The 15742-nt window shown below is 72.3% G+C and carries 15 protein-coding genes; 10 read left to right on the forward strand and 5 right to left on the reverse strand.

The features are described from left to right. Positions 1-28 precede the first annotated feature (28 nt). Genes AB0I04_RS20575 through AB0I04_RS20590 form a run of 4 tightly spaced genes read right to left on the reverse strand, consistent with a single transcriptional unit; the run spans position 29 to position 5157 of the window. On the reverse strand, positions 29-2038 hold the full coding sequence (locus tag AB0I04_RS20575; RefSeq protein WP_360886604.1) for a beta-galactosidase: 2010 nt from the start codon (positions 2036-2038) through the stop codon (positions 29-31). After that, positions 2035-2880 (reverse strand): carbohydrate ABC transporter permease, encoded by an 846-nt coding sequence (locus tag AB0I04_RS20580; protein WP_360886606.1) that lies wholly within the window; start codon positions 2878-2880, stop codon positions 2035-2037. Before AB0I04_RS20580 ends, AB0I04_RS20575 begins: the two co-directional genes overlap by 4 nt. Next, positions 2877-3821: a sugar ABC transporter permease gene (locus tag AB0I04_RS20585; protein ID WP_360886608.1), complete on the reverse strand. Its 945-nt coding sequence runs from the start codon at positions 3819-3821 to the stop codon at positions 2877-2879. Before AB0I04_RS20585 ends, AB0I04_RS20580 begins: the two co-directional genes overlap by 4 nt. Before the next feature lie 4 nt (positions 3822-3825). Next, positions 3826-5157: a sugar ABC transporter substrate-binding protein gene (locus tag AB0I04_RS20590; RefSeq protein WP_360886610.1), complete on the reverse strand. Its 1332-nt coding sequence runs from the start codon at positions 5155-5157 to the stop codon at positions 3826-3828. Between the two features lie 101 nt (positions 5158-5258). Between AB0I04_RS20590 and gcvPA the strand changes: the two genes are divergently transcribed. From gcvPA to AB0I04_RS20630, 8 genes are all read left to right on the forward strand, one after another. Then, complete coding sequence (gene gcvPA, locus AB0I04_RS20595) at positions 5259-6620, forward strand: aminomethyl-transferring glycine dehydrogenase subunit GcvPA (RefSeq protein WP_360886612.1); 1362 nt, start codon at positions 5259-5261, stop codon at positions 6618-6620. Continuing rightward, positions 6617-8191 carry an aminomethyl-transferring glycine dehydrogenase subunit GcvPB gene (gcvPB, locus tag AB0I04_RS20600; protein WP_360886614.1) on the forward strand — a complete coding sequence of 525 codons (1575 nt, stop codon included), beginning with the start codon at positions 6617-6619 and terminating at the stop codon, positions 8189-8191. Before gcvPA ends, gcvPB begins: the two co-directional genes overlap by 4 nt. After that, positions 8188-9294 carry an NAD(+)/NADH kinase gene (locus tag AB0I04_RS20605; RefSeq protein ID WP_360886616.1) on the forward strand — a complete coding sequence of 369 codons (1107 nt, stop codon included), beginning with the start codon at positions 8188-8190 and terminating at the stop codon, positions 9292-9294. The genes gcvPB and AB0I04_RS20605 overlap by 4 nt, the downstream gene beginning before the upstream one ends. Positions 9295-9308: 14 nt before the next feature. Next, entirely contained in the window at positions 9309-10070 is a 762-nt protein-coding gene (locus AB0I04_RS20610; RefSeq protein ID WP_360886618.1) for an SDR family NAD(P)-dependent oxidoreductase, read from the forward strand. A gap of 45 nt (positions 10071-10115) precedes the next feature. Beyond that, the gene (locus AB0I04_RS20615; RefSeq protein ID WP_360886620.1) at positions 10116-10757 is read left to right on the forward strand and encodes a GntR family transcriptional regulator; all 642 of its coding nucleotides are present in this window, start codon (positions 10116-10118) and stop codon (positions 10755-10757) included. A gap of 156 nt (positions 10758-10913) precedes the next feature. Then, positions 10914-11759: a TIGR02452 family protein gene (locus AB0I04_RS20620; protein WP_360886622.1), complete on the forward strand. Its 846-nt coding sequence runs from the start codon at positions 10914-10916 to the stop codon at positions 11757-11759. A gap of 174 nt (positions 11760-11933) precedes the next feature. After that, complete coding sequence (locus AB0I04_RS20625) at positions 11934-12788, forward strand: LysR family transcriptional regulator (protein WP_360886624.1); 855 nt, start codon at positions 11934-11936, stop codon at positions 12786-12788. Positions 12789-12856: 68 nt separating this feature from the next. Then, entirely contained in the window at positions 12857-13189 is a 333-nt protein-coding gene (locus AB0I04_RS20630; protein WP_360886626.1) for a YciI family protein, read from the forward strand. Here the strand turns inward: AB0I04_RS20630 and AB0I04_RS20635 are convergent. Further along, entirely contained in the window at positions 13177-13914 is a 738-nt protein-coding gene (locus AB0I04_RS20635) for an SDR family oxidoreductase (protein ID WP_360886628.1), read from the reverse strand. The genes AB0I04_RS20630 and AB0I04_RS20635 overlap by 13 nt on opposite strands. A 104-nt stretch (positions 13915-14018) precedes the next feature. Between AB0I04_RS20635 and AB0I04_RS20640 the strand changes: the two genes are divergently transcribed. Together AB0I04_RS20640 and AB0I04_RS20645 are read left to right on the forward strand one after the other, a co-directional pair. Then, positions 14019-14876 (forward strand): helix-turn-helix transcriptional regulator, encoded by an 858-nt coding sequence (locus tag AB0I04_RS20640; protein WP_360886631.1) that lies wholly within the window; start codon positions 14019-14021, stop codon positions 14874-14876. Between the two features lie 150 nt (positions 14877-15026). Next, positions 15027-15713 (forward strand): FAD-dependent monooxygenase, encoded by a 687-nt coding sequence (locus AB0I04_RS20645; protein WP_360886633.1) that lies wholly within the window; start codon positions 15027-15029, stop codon positions 15711-15713. The last annotated feature ends 29 nt before the right edge of the window (positions 15714-15742 follow it).

Here is a 15742-nt window from a genome sequence, read left to right on the forward strand (position 1 = left end):
TCACCTTTCGTGGGGAGAGGAGCGGCCGTCAGCGGGCCGTCTTGAGCACCGCCGCCCCGAGCGGGGGCAGCCGGAGCGTGCCCCGCACAGCGGTGCCGGTCAGCAGCTCGATCCCGCCGGGCACGGGCAGTTCCGTCTCCGCGCCGGCGTGGTTGAGCAGGAAGAGGTAGGAGGCGTCCGGGCCGTCGCGGCGGGTGACCTCCACGCCGTCCGGGGCCTCCAGTACGGGCCGTACGCCCGCGTCGGCGAAGGCGGCGTCGAGGACGACGCCGATGTCCTCGCCGAGATGGCAGCCGAGGTACCAGGAGCGGCCCGAGCCGTACGCGTTGCGGGTGACCGCCGGGCGACCGGCCAGCGGGCCGGAGGCGTACGCCCCGACGACCTCGGCCGTCGTCGCGGTCAGCCACTCGCTCCACAACGTCGCCGGCACGACACGGTCGCCGAGCGCGATCCCGGCCGTCTCCCCGTCGGCGATCGGCCAGAACTCCTCGACGGCCACGCCGAGCACGTCGCGCAGCGGGCCGGGGCAGCCGCCGTCGTGGATGTGGTCGTGCTCGTCGGTCACGCCGCTGAAGCAGCCGCAGACCAGCCGGCCGCCGCCCTCGACGTAGGCGGTCAGCCACCGCGCGGTCTCCTCGGTCACCAGGTAGAGGTTGGGGGCCAGGACGACGCGGTAGCCGTCCAGCGGTGCCCCCGGTGGCACGAAGCCGACGGTCACGTTGCGGGCATGGACCGGGGCGTACCACGACGCGGTCAGCTCGCGCAGCCGCAGCCGGGCCGAGGGGTGCTCGTCGAGTTCGAGCGCCCACCAGGAGTCCCAGTCCAGGACGATGGCGACGTCGGCGGTCAGCCGGGTGCCCGCGACCTCGCCGAGGCGGGACAGCTCCCGGCCGAGCCGTACGGTGCCGGCCCAGCGCGGCGACGCGACGCCCCGGTGCGGCAGCAGCGCGCTGTGGAACTTCTCCGCGCCCGCCCGCGACGCCCGCCACTGGAAGTGCAGGACGCCGTCGGCGCCGCGCGCGACCGTCTGCAGCGACCACAGGCGTTGCAGCGCCGGGGTCTTCGGGACGTTCACCGGCCGCCAGCTCACCGCCGACGGGGCCTGCTCCATCAGCAGCCACGGCCGTCCGCCCTTGAGGGAGCGCATCAGGTCGTAGTTGAGCGCCGCGCCGACGTGCGCCGCCGGGTCGGCCGGGTCCGGGTAGGCATCGTCGGACACGAGGTCCTCCTGCGCCGCCCACGCCCAGTAGTCCAGCGCCTTGAACATCGACATGAAGTTCGTGGTCACCGGTATGTCGCCGCGGACCTCGTCAAGCACCGCCTTCTCCGCCAGGTAGCAGGCGAGCAGCGCGTCGGAGCAGAACCGCCGCCAGTCCAGCACCTGGGTCGGGTTGACCGGGCCGGGCGCGGCGCGTGGCGGCTCGATCTCCTCCCACGCGCCGTACCGCTGGGACCAGAAGTCGGTGCCCCACGCGGCGTTCAGCGCCGCCAGGCCGGTGTACCGCTCCCGCAGCCAGCGACGGAAGTCGGCGGCCGAGACGGGGCAGAAGCACTCGGTCACGTGGTCGCCGTACTCGTTGTGGACGTGCCACAGCGCGAGCGCGGGATGGTCGTGGTACCGCTCGGCGATCGCCCGCGCGAGCCGTACAGCCGCCCGCCGGTAGACCGGTGAGGACGGGCAGTAGTGCTGCCGTGAGCCGAACTCCAGGCGCACGCCCTCGGCGGTGACCGGCAGCACCTCCGGGTGCGCGCGGACCAGCCAGGCGGGCGGCGACGCGGTGGCGGTGGCCAGGTCGACGCCGATGTCATGCCCGGCGAGCAGGTCGAGCAGCCGGTCGAACCAGCCGAAGTCCCAGGTGCCGAGGCCGGGCTGCAGCCGGGCCCAGGAGAACACCCCGACGGTGACGAGGTTGACCCCGGCCTCCTTCATCAGCCGGACGTCCTGCGCCCACGCCTCCTCCGGCCACTGTTCGGGGTTGTAGTCGCCGCCGTACAGCAGGCCCGGGATCCGGGTCAGGCGGTCGTTCGTCCGCGTCATCCCTTGACCGCCCCTCCGAGCAGCCCGGACACGAACTGCTTCTGGAACACGAAGAAGACGAGCATCAGCGGCAGCGTCGCCAGGAACGAGCCGAGGATCAGCCCGGAGTAGTCGACGTGGCTCTGCCCGACGAGGGTGTACAGCGCGACCGGCGCGGTGTACTTGTCCTCGGTGTTCAGCATGAGCAGCGGCCACAGGAAGGCGTTCCACTGGCTCATGAAGGTGAAGATGGCCAGGGCGCCGACCTGCGGGCGCACCACCGGCAGCACGATCCGGTAGAAGATCCGCAGGTCGCCGGCGCCGTCCATGCGGGCCGACTCGATGAGCTCGTCGGGGAAGTCCAGGAACGCCTGACGCATCAGGAAGATGCCGAAGGAGTTGGCCAGGAACGGGATGATGACGGCCTGGTAGGTGTCGATCCAGCCGAGGTTCGACATCATCTGGAACAGCGGCACGAGCAGCACCTGGAACGGGATCATCATGGTCGCCAGCACCAGGCCGAGGAGCAGCCCGCGGCCGCGGAAGCGGTACTTCGCCAGGCCGTACCCGCACATCGCGGAGATCAGCGAGCTGAGCACGGTGTAGACGACCGCGATACCCAGGCTGTTGGCCATCACGCGGGTGAAGCCGATGGAGTGCTGCAGCGACACGAGGTTGTGCAGCAGCCGTCCGCCCGGCAGGAACGGCGGCGGTGAGCGGAACAATTCGGCGTTGTCCCGGGTGGAGGCCACCACCATCCAGTAGAAGGGAATGACGCTGACCACCGCGCCGGTGGTGAGGAACAGGTAGCCGGCCACGCGGCCGAGCAGGCGCGGGCGCAGGGTTCGGGTCGGGCTGGTCATCGGCGCGACCGGTCCTTTCCGAGGAAGCGGAACTGGGCGAAGGAGATCAGCCCGATCAGCAGGACGACGACCCAGGCGATCGCGGCCGCGTAGCCGAAGTCGAGCTGCTCGAAGCCGACCTTGTACAGGTAGAGGACGGGCGTCATCGTGGCGTTGCCCGGCCCGCCCTTGGTCAGCACGTAGTTCTCGTCGAAGAGCTGCAGGGTGCCGATGCTCGAGGTGACCGAGCAGAAGAGGATCACCGGCCGCAGCTGCGGGACGATCACCCGGGTGAACGTCGTGAACGCGCCCGCGCCGTCGATGGCCGCCGCCTCGTACTGCTCGCGGCCGATGCCCTGCAGCCCCGCCAGCAGGATGATCGCGTTGTAGCCGGTCCACCGCCAGGTGATCGAGCCGATCAGCGCGACCCGGGCCCAGCCGGGGCTGTTCAGCCAGTCCGCCCCGGGCAGGCCGACGGCGTGCAGCGTCTGGTTCACCATGCCGCCGTCGGTCTTCAGCAGCACCCGGAACACCACCGAGTAGGCCACCAGCATGGTCACGGCCGGCAGGAAGTAGGCGATGCGCCACGTCGACCGGAACCGCAGCCACGACCGGTTCAGCCCGTATGCCAGCAGCAGACCCAAGCCGATCATGACGGGCACCTGCACGATGAGGATCAGCCCGGTGTTGCGCAGCGACGCCCAGAACACCGGGTCGTGCAGCATCCGCCGGTACTGGGCGAGCCCGACCCACGTCTGCACGCCGTCGCGGTCGGCGGTGAAGCTCTGGTAGACGCTCGCCAGCAGCGGATAGGCGAAGAACAGGACGAACAGCGCGGCTGCCGGCCCGGCGAAGATCCACGGAGTGATGCGTGGCAGGCCGCGCCGTCCTCGGCCCCGGCCGGGCCGTGGCCCGGCCGGGGCCGGCGCGCGCACGGCCTCTCGTGTCACGTCGACGGTCACGGCGTTACGCCACCGGGCGGCCGGTCGCGGCGGCGATCTGCCGGGCCGCCGAGTTCAGGGCCTTCTGCGGATCGTCGTGGTGCAGGACGATGCCGGAGATGGTGCCGTTGACGATGTCGGCCGCCTTCGACCCGTCCTTGGTGTACTCCACCGGCGGCACGGTCTTCTCCAGGTCGGCGAAGGTCTTGAAGACCGGCCGGCCTCCGTAGTAGTCCTGCGGGCCGCTGACGTACGGGTCGTTCAGCGCGGGCAGGAAGGCCGGGAAGAGTCCCTCGTTCTTCAGCATGGACGCCTGGTTGGCGCTGTCGGCCAGCGCGAACTCGACGAACGCCCACGCCGCCTGGGGGTTCTTGGTCTGGCCGGCGACCGCGAGGGTCGAGCCGCCGTCGTTGGACGTGCGCACGCCGCCGGGGTCGAAGGCGGGCAGCGGGACGACGCCGAACTTCCCCTTGAGCTCCTTCATCTCGTCGGTGAGGGTGCCGGACCACCACACGGCGTACGGTGTGGTGGCGACCTTGCCGGACTTGGTGGCCGCGACCAGGCCGTCCCAGCCCTTCTCGAAGTCGATCAGGCCCTTGTCGGCGAGCGTCTTCAGCAGCGTCGCGGCGCGGACGGCCTGCTGGTCGGCCACGACGACCTTGCCGTCCTTGAAGTACCGCTGGCCCTGCTGCTGGAGCATCATCGGGAACGTGCTGTCCTCGGCGGGGTCCATCACGAGCAGCTTCTTGCCGGTCTTCGCCTTGATCTGCTCGCCGGCGCGCACGTAGTCGTCCCATGTGCGGATCGAGGCCGGGTCGACGCCGGCCTGCTGGAACAGGTCCGTGCGGTAGAACAGCGCGCAGGGGCCGCTGTCCCACGGCAGCGCGAACACCCGACCTCGCTCGTCGGTGACGTTCGCCCAGGTCGCGGGGGCGAAACTCGACTTGTAGCGACCGGCCAGGGACGTCAGGTCGTACAGCCCGCGCGGGAAGTTGCCGATGTAGCTGGGCAGCTTGTCGCCCTCGACGGTGAGCACGTCCGGAAGGCCCTGCCCGGACCGCATGCCGACGGTGATCTTGTCGTAGGCGTTGTCGTAGCCGATGTCGACGACCTTGATCTTGACGCCGGGGTGACGCTGCTCGAAGGCGGGCGCGAGCCGCTTGAGCGCCTTGGCGGCGACGTCCCACGACCACACGGTGACCTCGCCCTTGAGCGCGGCGGCCGAGCCGGACGTGAGCGCGGGGCCCGGCTTGCGGGCCGTCCCTCCGGTGGCGCAACCGCTCACCGCGAGCAATGCCGACATCACGCCGGCGAACCCGGCGGTCAGCACCGACCGCCGTTTCAGGCTCGTCGCCATCTTGCCTCCCAGGGCTGGTATGAAGAATGCTGTATACAGCACACTGCATCATGTGCTTTCGTCAAGAGGGTGCGACGAGAAACTCGAAAGCGAGGGCGCCTGTGAGCGTTCATCCGTACATCCCCAACTCCGTACCGGCCATCAAAGAGCAGATGCTGGCGGCGGTCGGGGCGGCGAGCACCGAGGAGTTCTACGCGGACGTGCCGGAGAGCATCCGGCTGCGCCGCCCCCTGGACCTGCCCGCCCCGCTGCGCTCGGAGGCGGAGCTGGTTCGGCACGTCGGCGCCCTGCTCACCCGCAACACCGGCACCCACGAGGCGCTCAGCTTCCTCGGCGCCGGCTGCTACCAGCACCACGTGCCGGCGGTGGTCGACGAGGTGATCAACCGCAGTGAGTTCCTCACCGCGTACGCGGGCGAGCCGTACGAGGACCACGGCCGCTTCCAGGCGCTGTGGGAGTACCAGTCGCTGATGGGCGAGCTGCTGGAGATGGACGTCGTCAACGTGCCGGCCTACGACGGCTTCCAGGCGTCCGCGACCGCGCTGCGGATGGCCGGCCGGATCACCGGGCGCCGCCGCCTGCTGCTCGTCACCGCCATCGACCCGGACGAACTCTCCAAGATCGACGACTACGTGCGTCCCGTGCACGACGTGGTCGTCGTCCCGGTCGGCGCCGGCGGCCGGGCCGACCTGGACGCCGTGCGCGCGGAGCTGGCGGCCGGCGATGTCGCGGCGGTCTACGCCGAGGCGCCCTCTTATCTCGGCATCGTCGACCCCGCGCTGCCGGAGCTGGGCGGCCTGGCGCACGACGCCGGCGCGCTGTACGTCGTCGGATGCAACCCGATCTCCCTCGGCGTCGTCGCGCCGCCCGCCGCGTACGGCGCCGACATCGCCTGCGGTGACATCCAGCCGCTCGGGCTGCACCTGGCCTACGGCGGCCTGAACGGCGGGTTCATCGCCACGCACGACGAGGAGCGGTTCGTCGCCGAGTTCCCCTCCCGGTTGTTCGGCCTGGCGCCCACCGCCGTCGAGGGCGAGTACGGCTTCGGCGACGTGGCCTACGAGCGGACCTCCTTCGCGCTCCGCGAAGAGGGCAAGGAGTGGGTGGGCACCGCCGCCGCGCTCAACGGCATCACCGCCGGGGTGTACCTCGCGCTCATGGGCCCGCAGGGCATGCGCGAGATCGGCCAGACGATCATGGCGAACACGCGGTACGCGATCCGCCGGCTGGCCGAGGTGCCCGGCGTCGAGGTGCCGTACGCCGACGCGCCGCACTTCGCCGACTTCACCGTTCGCTTCACCGGGGCGCGGACGGCCGCCGAGGTGGGCGACGCACTGCTGGAACGCGGCATCTTCGGCGGCCGCGTCCTGTCGCCCACCGACGCCCTGTACTGCGTCACCGAGGTCCACGGCAAGGACGACATCGACCGCCTGGCCACCGCCCTGCAGGAGATCGCTAAGTGAACACCGACCGCGCCACCGTGACCCCCGCCGACGCGAAGATCGGCCCGAAGCCGCCGCTGCGTCGCTTCCACCAGGCCCGCTGGGACGAACCGCTGCTGTTCGAGCTGAGCAGCCCCGGCGAGCGGGGCGTGCTGGTCCCCGAGCCCGAGGTGCCGCTCGACGACAGCCTCCCCGAGGGGCTGCGCCGCGCGGCCCCGCCCGCCCTGCCGGAGCTGTCGCAGCTGCACGTGCTCCGGCACTATCTGCGGCTGTCGCAGGAGAACCTCGGCGTCGACCTGAACATCGACGTCGGCCAGGGCACGTGCACGATGAAGTACAGCCCGAAGGTCAACGACCGGTTCGTCCGCGACCCGAAGCTGGCCGAACTGCATCCGCTGCAGGACGAGCGGACCGTACAGGGTGTCCTGGAGATCATCTATCGGCTGGAGCGGATGCTGCGGGAGATCTCCGGCATGGACCGGGTGTCGCTGCAGCCGGGCGCCGGTTCGGCGGCGATCTACGCGAACGTGGCGATGATCCGGGCGTACTTCGCGGCACGCGGCGAGCTGGAGCAGCGGGACGAGGTGATCACCACCATCTTCTCGCATCCGTCCAACGCCGCCTGCGCCAAGACGGCCGGGTTCAAGGTGATCACGCTGTACCCGGACGCCGACGGCTACCCCGACATCGAGGCGCTGAAGGCCGCCGTCGGCCCCCGCACGGCGGCCCTCCTGATCACCAACCCGGAGGACACCGGGATCTTCAACCCGCGGATCGAGGAGTTCGTCAGGATCGTCCACGACGCGGGCGGCCTGTGCGCCTACGACCAGGCCAACGCCAACGGCATCCTCGGCATCACCCGGGCCCGCGACGCCGGCTTCGACCTGTGTCATTTCAACCTGCACAAGACGTTCTCGACGCCGCACGCCTGCGGCGGGCCGGCGGCGGGCGCCTGCGGTGTGACCGAGGCGCTGGCGCCGTTCCTGCCCACACCGACCGTGGAGTTCGACGGCACCCGCTACCACCTCGACGACGACCGGCCCGAGTCGGTCGGCAAGATCCGGCCGTTCTACGGCGTGGTCCCGAACCTGGTCCGCGCGTACGCCTGGATCATGTCGCTCGGCGCGGAGGGCCTGCGGGAGGCCGCCGAGGTCGCGGTGCTGAACAACAACTACCTGATGAAGAAGGTCCTGGAGATCCGTGGCGCGTCCGCCCCGTACGCGGCGGGCCGGCGGCGGATCGAGCAGGTTCGCTACAGCTGGGCGAAACTGGCCGAGGAGACCGGCGTGCACACCGAGGACATCGGCTACCGCGCCGCCGACTTCGGCACGCACTACTGGACCAGTCACCATCCGTTCGTGGTGCCGGAGCCGATGACACTCGAGCCCACCGAGTCGTATTCAAAGGCGGACCTGGACGAGTACGCGGCGATCCTGGCCGAGGTCGCCCGCGAGGCGTACGAGGAGCCGGAGACCGTGCGGACCGCCCCGCACAACTCGACCGTGCACCGCGTCCGGCCGGAGACGCTGGAGGACCCGGAGACCTGGGCGGTAACCTGGCGCGCCTACCAGCGGAAGATCCTGGGCGAATGAGGTTCGGGCTGGTCGTCAACCCGGTCGCCGGGCTCGGCGGCCGGGTCGGCCTCAAGGGCAGCGACGGCGTGGACGTCCAGGATCGGGCCCGCGCCCTCGGCGCGATTCCCCGGGCGGGCGAGCGCGCCGCTCTCGCGCTGGCCGAGCTGCGCTCGCGGCTCGGCGCCGGCCTGACCGTCCGGACCGCCGCGGGGGCGATGGGCGCCGACGCGGTGACCGCGGCCGGGCTTCGGCCCGAGGTCGCGTACGAGCCGGGCTCCCCCACCACGGCGGCCGACACCAATGCGGCGGCCGCCGTCCTGGCCGGCGAGGTGGACCTCCTGTTGTTCGCGGGGGGCGACGGCACGGCCCGCGACGTCCTGGACGCGGTCGGCGCGTCGGTGCCGGTCCTGGGCGTGCCGACCGGCGTGAAGATGCACTCGGCGGTGTTCGGCGTCGGCCCGCGTGCCGCCGGGGAGGCGGCCGCGCTGATGGCGGCCGGTGGCACGGCGCTTCGCGACGCCGAGGTGATGGACCTGGACGAGGACGCGGTGCGCGCGGGCCGCGTCTCGGCCCGGCTGTACGGCCACCTGCGGGTGCCGGACGTCCCGGTCCGGATCCAGCAGCGCAAGGTGGGCGGCTCGGTCACCTCGCCGGCGTCCGTCGTCGGGATCGCCGCCGAACTGCGCCGGCGGCTCGGCCCCGGCGAGCCTCTCGTCCTCGGCCCGGGCGGCACGATGCGCGCCGTCGCCGCCGCGCTGGGCGCCGACGTTCCCGTCATGGGGGTGAACGTGCTGGACCGGGACGGGCGGTTCGTCATCGCGGACGTCTCGGCGGCGAGACTGGAGGAGATCGTCCGGGCGACGCCCGCGTGGGTGGCCGTGACACCGATCGGCGGGCAGGGCTTCCTGCTCGGCCGGGGCAACCAGCAGATCTCCCCGGCCGTGCTGCGCGCCGTCGGCCCGGACCGCCTGCTGGTCGTGGCGACCGAGGCCAAGCTCGCCGCCCTGGGCGGCCGGCCCCTGCTCGTCGACACCGGCGATGAGGACCTGGATCGCGAGCTCACGGGCCACCGGCCCGTGCTGACGGGGTACGGGCGCTCCGCCATGTACCCCATCCGTTGAGGAAGGACCGAAGAATGATCTCTCTTGCGGGCAAGCGGGCCGTCGTGACCGGCGCGGCCTCGGGCATCGGCCGGGCCACGGCCGAGCTGCTGGCCGAGCTCGGCGCCGCCGTCGTGCTGGCCGACGTGGACGAGGCCGGCGGAACCGAGGCCGCGAAGGCCATCGGCGCGGCCGGCGGCCGGGCCGTGTTCGTCCGCTGCGACGTGTCCGACGCCGGCGACTGCGAGCGCGTCATCTCGACCGCCCGGGACACCTTCGGCGGCGTCGACGTGCTGTTCAACAACGCCGGGATCATCCGGCGGTCCACCGTGTGCGGGATCACCGAGGACGACTGGGACCGGGTGATGGCCGTCAACATCAAGTCGATCATGCTGCTGAGCCGGCACGCGATCCCGCTGATGGAGGCCGCCGGCGGCGGCAGCATCATCAACACGGGCTCGGGTTGGGGCATCAGGGGCGGCGCGGACGCCGTATCGTACTGCGCGTCCAAAGGCGCGGTCGTGAACATGACACGCGCGATGGCCATCGATCACGGTCCGGCGAACATCCGGGTCAACTGCGTCTGCCCGGGCGACACCGCCACCGGCATGCTCGCCGAGGAGGCGCGGCAGCTCGGCGGCTCGCTGGAGGCCTTCTATGAGGAGGCCGCCGACCGTCCGCTCGGCCGGATCGGCACGCCCGGCGACATCGCGCGGACCGTGGCGTTCCTGGCGAGCGACGCCGCGTCGTTCGTCAGCGGCGCGGTCATCGCCGTCGACGGGGCCGGAACCGCTTGACCGCTGGACCTGATCGCCGGCCGCCGGAGAAGGGATGATAACCAGATGCCGATCGAGCGCCGTCCGTTGCGCGAACAGATCAAGGACGAGATCCTCGACCGACTGGGGCGGGGTGAGTTCGACCCCGACCAGCCGATCAACGAGACCGTCCTGGCGACCGATCTGGGGGTGAGCCGCACCCCGCTGCGGGAGGCGCTGATCGGCCTGGAACGCGAGGGCATCATCGTCAGCGAACGCGGCCGCGGGTTCCGGTTCGCGCCGATGAGCGCACAGGAGTTCCGTGACCTGACCACGATCGTGGCCAGCATGGAGTCCCTGGCGCTGGAGCTGTCCGAGCCGGAGTTCCTCACCTCGATCGCGCCGCGCCTGCTGGAGGAGGCGCGGGCGTTCTCAGCGCCAGAGGCGGAGTACGCCGTGCTCGAACGCTACGACGACGCCTGGCATGATCTGATGTTGTCCGGCTGCCCCAACGAGCGCCTGATGGATCTGATCACCTCCCTCAAGCTGACCATGCGCCGGTATGAACGCGTCATCATCGGTGACCAGCAGGTGCTGGAGCGGTCGGCGGAGGAGCACGAGCGGATCGCCGAGTGCCTCCAGGCCGGCGACATCGACGGCGCGGTGGTCGCGCTGAAGGTCAACTGGCGCAGCGGCATGGAGCGCATCCTCGAACGCCTCGATCACTGATGCTCGGGGAGTCGCCCGGCCGTCCGTCCGGCCGGGCGACGGAGTCGACCGACGCGGACGGTCGGCCGCCCTGACGGTGGGCCGGTCGCTTTCCGGCCGATGAGACGTGGAAAACGAGTCGATCGGGCCGGCCCGCACACCGTACGATCACCGACCGTGAGTAGCAGATTGCGCCGGTACGCGGCGGACAACGCGCAAATCGCCGCCGATGGCCGGTACACCACAGCGGACGGCACCGTCGTGGCCGTGGGCCCGGCGCTGGAGGCGGCGATGGCGGGCACGGTGAGTCACCCCGCCGACGTGCGGATCGCGCCTCCTCCCCCGCGGGACGGTGACGGGACGTGCGTCGAGGTGACCGCCGAGGGCAGCCTGCAGGCGGCCCGGCGGCTCCACCTCACCGGCACCGGCCGGATCGCCGTGCTGAACTTCGCCTCGGCCCGCAACCCCGGCGGCGGCTACGTCGGCGGCGCCCGCGCGCAGGAGGAGGACCTCTGCCGTCACTCCCTGCTGTACCCGTGCCTGCTGCGGGCCCCGGACTACTACGACGCACACCGCGCGTCCCCCGACCTGCTCTACAGCAACCGCGTCATCTGGTCGCCCGACGTGCCGGTGCACCGCGGCGACGACGGCGAGCTGCTGGCCGAACCGTACCCGGTGTCGTTCCTGACCTGTCCCGCCCCCAACGCCGGTGAGGCGGTGCGCCGGGATCCGGCCGTACGGGACCGGCTCCCCCGGGTGCTGCACGAGCGGGCGTGGCGGGTGCTGGCCGTGGCCGCCCACCACGGCGCGCGCCGGCTGGTCCTGGGCGCGTGGGGATGCGGGGTGTTCCGCAACGATCCGCATCAGGTCGCCGCGGCGTTCCACGCGCATCTGAGCACGGGCGGGGAGTTCCACGCCGTGTTCGACCACGTCGTCTTCGCGGTCTGGGACCGTAAGCCGGACTCGGCCAACCGCGCGGCGTTCGCCGCCCGTTTCGCGGCCGAGACACCGCATCCGGGCTGAGCGCCTCGCGACGCGGTCAGCGACCGGACGGGTCGGCGATCCGCAAGGCCGGCCGCCGAGCCCGGCGCGGTCAGGGCGTCGGCCTCCCAAAGGCGTCGGGCCCTGACCCCTGGCGGCAGAGGGCGTCGGCCTGGCTCAGACCTGGGCCGGCTGCGGGTCGGCTACCCTCGCCGCGTGGAGTTGCGGCAGCTCAGATACTTCTGCGCGGTCGCCGACGAGCAGCATCTGGGGCGCGCCGCCGAGCGGCTGGGCCTGCGCTCCCCGTCGGTGAGCGAGCAGATCCGCGCGCTCGAGCGCGAGCTCGGCGCGCGCCTGTTCGACCGGACTCCGGGCGGCATGTCGCTCACTCCGGCCGGTGACGCGCTGCTGCCGGAGGCGCGCCGCACCCTCGCCGCGGCCGCGCGCGCCGCACGCGCGGTTCGCGAGGCCACGGCGCCGGTCCGCGCGTGCGTGATCGGTGTCCCGCCGGGAGTGCCGCCGGATCTGCCGCGCCGGCTCCGGGAGGCCGCTCGTGGCGCTCCGCTGCGGTTCGAGGACCTGCCCAGCGGCGACCAGCCGTCCCGCGTGCGGAACGGGGAGCTGGACTGCTGCCTGCTCACACTGCCCGCCGAGGACGCCGGCGGGCTGATCACCGCGGTGATCCACGACGAACCGCTCGGCGTGCTGATGGCCGACGCGCACCCGCTCGCCGCCCGTACGGTGGTCGACTGGGCGGATCTGGGCGGGCAGGAACTGCTGTGGTTCCGGCGGGATCTGGCGCCCGGCTATCACGACGACGTCCTGGCGGCCTGTCATCGCGCGGGATGGCGGCCGCGGCCGCGAGTCGTACGGGCCCGCCGCGCCATCGTGCTGGCCGAGCTGACCTGCGGTGACCCGGTCGTCGCGCTGCGGCCAGCCTGGGACACCGGGCCTGGGCTCGTGTGGCGGCCGCTGGCCGCCGAGCCGCCGCGGCTGCGGTACGCGCTGGCGTGGCCGGGTGACGTCCATCACTCCGGACCGGCCGGCATCGCCCGCCGCCTGGCCCGTTAGGCGCCGCCTCATCCGCGTGAGGCGGTGCCTCGTGGACGCCGCGCGACGGCGTCGGTTTACCTGGCCGCATGTTCCTGCTGATGCTCAACTACCGCGATGGGGCCCTGGACCGGCTCGACCGGGTCCTGCCCGGCCACTACGCGTACGTCGACCGGCACGTCGCGGCCGGTACCTTCCTGCTGACCGGTCGCCGGGTCCCCCGCGTCGGAGGGGTCATCCTCGCCCGCGCCGCCTCCCGTACGGAGGTCGAGCAGATCATCGCCGAGGATCCGTTCCTGGGGACCGGCGCGGTCGCCTACGAGGTGATCGAGATCGAGCCGACCCGCTGGGCGCTGCCCGGCCTCGCCCCTTCGGCGCCGCCGCGGGATGCATCGGACGGGCCGGGGCGTCACCAGGGGTAGGTGCCGCCGTTCTCGCTCAGGAACACCCCGGTCGGGCCGTCGTCGGGCAGGGTGACCTGGCGGGCGATGTGGGCTCCGCCTTCCTCGGCGCTGATGTGACCGGTGTGGTCGTTCAGGTCGGTCGCGCAGAAGCCCGGAGACAGGGCGTTGACCCTGATGCCGGTCTCGCGCAGCGTGTTGGCGTAGATCAGGGTGATCGCGTTCAGGGCGGCCTTGGAGGAGTTGTAGGCGAGCAGGTTCGCGTACTGCCACAGCGGCGAGTCCGGGTCGGTGAGGAACGCGACGGTGCCCAGCCCGCTGGAGACGTTGCCGATGACGGCGTCGGGTGACCTGCGCAGCAGCGGCAGCATCGCGTTCGTGACGGCCACGACCCCGAACACGTTGGTCTCGTAGACCTCGCGCAGCGCTGCGACGGGCATCTCGGCCGGTGGGTACGACCGGTCGCGGCTGATGCCGGCGTTGTTGATCAGGATGTCCAGCCGGTCGTGGGTGTCGGAGACGAACCGGGCCGCCGCCGCGATCGTCTCCGGGTCGGTCACGTCGAGGTGGACGAAGCGGACGTCGAGGCCCTGCCCGGCCAGTTCGTCCGCGGCCGTGGTCCCGCGCCCGTGGTCGCGGGCGCCGAGCAGGACGGTGTGCCCGGCGCGGGCGAGCTCGCGTGCGGTGGCGAAGCCGATGCCCTTGTTCGCGCCGGTGATCAGGACGATCTTCTTGGGGTTGTTCATGGCCCTCACCCTGGCCGCCGGAGAATGCGGCCGGGAGAGACTCGCTGAGGCTGGTATCGACGGTCCCATGGTCACGGCGTCGCCGGTCGGGCACCCTTGGGGGCGTGAGCGAACTCGACCGCGTGGAGCTGGCCGCGTTCCTGCGGCGCAGTCGCGCCCGGGTCCGCCCGGCCGACGTCGGGCTGGAGGGCGGGCCGCGGCGGCGCACCCCCGGCCTGCGCCGGCAGGAGGTCGCGCAGCTGGCCGGTATGTCGGTGGACTACTACATCCGCCTGGAGCAGGGCCGGGGCCCGCGGGCGTCGCGGCAGATCCTCGCCGCGATCGCCCGGGCGCTGCGCCTGTCCGACGACGAACGCGACCACCTGTACCACCTGGGCGGGGAGGTGCCCGGCCCGCCGGCGGGGCCGGCCCGCGACGTACGGCCCGGGGTGCTGCACCTGCTGGACCGGCTCGACGACACCCCGGCGCTGGTGTGCGACGCCACCTACGAGGTCCTCGCGTGGAACGCGATGGCGGTCGCCCTGCTGGGCGACTTCTCCCGCCTGCCGCCGGGCGAGCGCAACCTGATCTGGCGGTTCTTCACCGACCCGGAGGCCCGCGCCCGGCATGACGAGGAGGGCGCGCGTCGGTTCGCCCGGGAGTCGGTCGCCGATCTGCGCGCGGCGGCGGCCCGTTATCCCCACGACGCGGGCATCCGCCGCCTGGTCGGGCGGCTTCGCGCGGCCAGCCCGGATTTCGGCGAGCTGTGGGCCGAGCATGACGTCCAGGTCCGCCGCTCGGCGAGCAAGCGGCTGCGCCATCCCCTCGTCGGGTGGCTGGACCTGGACTGCGAGGGGTTGCACGACCCGCACCGCGACCAGTGGACGATCTTCTACACGGCCGCGCCGGGCACCCCGTCTCATGAGGCGTTGCGCCTGCTCAGAGTGGTCGGCACCCAGGACCTCAGCGTCCGGGAGGCTTGAGGCCCGCCGCGCCGAGGGCTGGACCACCGTCGTTCTGGAGCCGCGCGGGCGCGGATGACGGTATGGCCGGATCGAGCCGGACCCTTGCGTCGTGATCATTCTTCCTCTACAACGCGTAGTACTACTAGTTGTAGAGGACGGGTGGCATGCGTGTTCTCCACGGACGCGGCGCCGACCGGTGTGGCCACCTGGCAGGGCCTGATCCCGGCGCCCTTCGACCTCGGCTCCCGCGTCCTGCTGTTCGTCGGACGCCAGGGCGACGTCGGGCTGAACCCCGCAGGCGATGGCCTGCTGCAGTGGCTCATCGACGTCCCGTGGCGGCCCGGCAACGGCTCCGACCGCCCGGACCGCGCGCTCGCCGCACTCCGGGCGAGGTTCGGGGCGTGGGCCTCACCCGTCCCCGACCTGCTGGAGACCCTGTCGGAGAAGGACCTCGAACTCTTTCCGCACCACCGGCACCGCGTCCCGCGCCGATGGCGGCACGGCCGGTGCGCCCTGATCGGCGACGCGGTGCACACGATGCCGCCCATCCTGGCGCAGGGCGCCGGTCAAGCGCTGGAGGACGTCGGGGCGCTGCTGCGCGGCCTCGCGGACGCCGGCCGCGCGACGGGTTCTGGCGCCGGCCCGGATCCGGCCGCAGCACTGCGCTCGTACGAGAAGAGCCGCCGGCGGCAGGCCAGGCTGGCCTCGGCGGTGTCCACCCGGAGCCTCGCGACCGCCGGACCGCGGACCGCGTTCCAGAGCGAGACCGCGCTGCGCCTGACGGCCGCCATCCCCGACCGCCTGGCGACCTGGTCGTTCGGGAGGCTGATCCGAGGTGTCAGCGACCGGCTCTGAGCCGGGGGGCGGAGGGAGTCCGGTGGTCG

Origin of the sequence: Actinoallomurus sp. NPDC050550 (assembly GCF_040655075.1) — a bacterium.
In the GTDB taxonomy this organism is placed as follows: Bacteria; Actinomycetota; Actinomycetes; order Streptosporangiales; family Streptosporangiaceae; genus Actinoallomurus.

Coding starts and splice junctions, on each gene's coding strand:
- AB0I04_RS20605 (WP_360886616.1), top strand. CDS start 8,188: ATGAGGTTCGGGCTGGTCGTCAACCCGGTCGCCGGGCTCGGCGGCCGG.
- AB0I04_RS20590 (WP_360886610.1), bottom strand. CDS start 5,157: ATGGCGACGAGCCTGAAACGGCGGTCGGTGCTGACCGCCGGGTTCGCC.
- AB0I04_RS20610 (WP_360886618.1), top strand. CDS start 9,309: ATGATCTCTCTTGCGGGCAAGCGGGCCGTCGTGACCGGCGCGGCCTCG.
- AB0I04_RS20630 (WP_360886626.1), top strand. CDS start 12,857: ATGTTCCTGCTGATGCTCAACTACCGCGATGGGGCCCTGGACCGGCTC.
- AB0I04_RS20580 (WP_360886606.1), bottom strand. CDS start 2,880: ATGACCAGCCCGACCCGAACCCTGCGCCCGCGCCTGCTCGGCCGCGTG.
- AB0I04_RS20635 (WP_360886628.1), bottom strand. CDS start 13,914: ATGAACAACCCCAAGAAGATCGTCCTGATCACCGGCGCGAACAAGGGC.
- AB0I04_RS20575 (WP_360886604.1), bottom strand. CDS start 2,038: ATGACGCGGACGAACGACCGCCTGACCCGGATCCCGGGCCTGCTGTAC.
- AB0I04_RS20615 (WP_360886620.1), top strand. CDS start 10,116: ATGCCGATCGAGCGCCGTCCGTTGCGCGAACAGATCAAGGACGAGATC.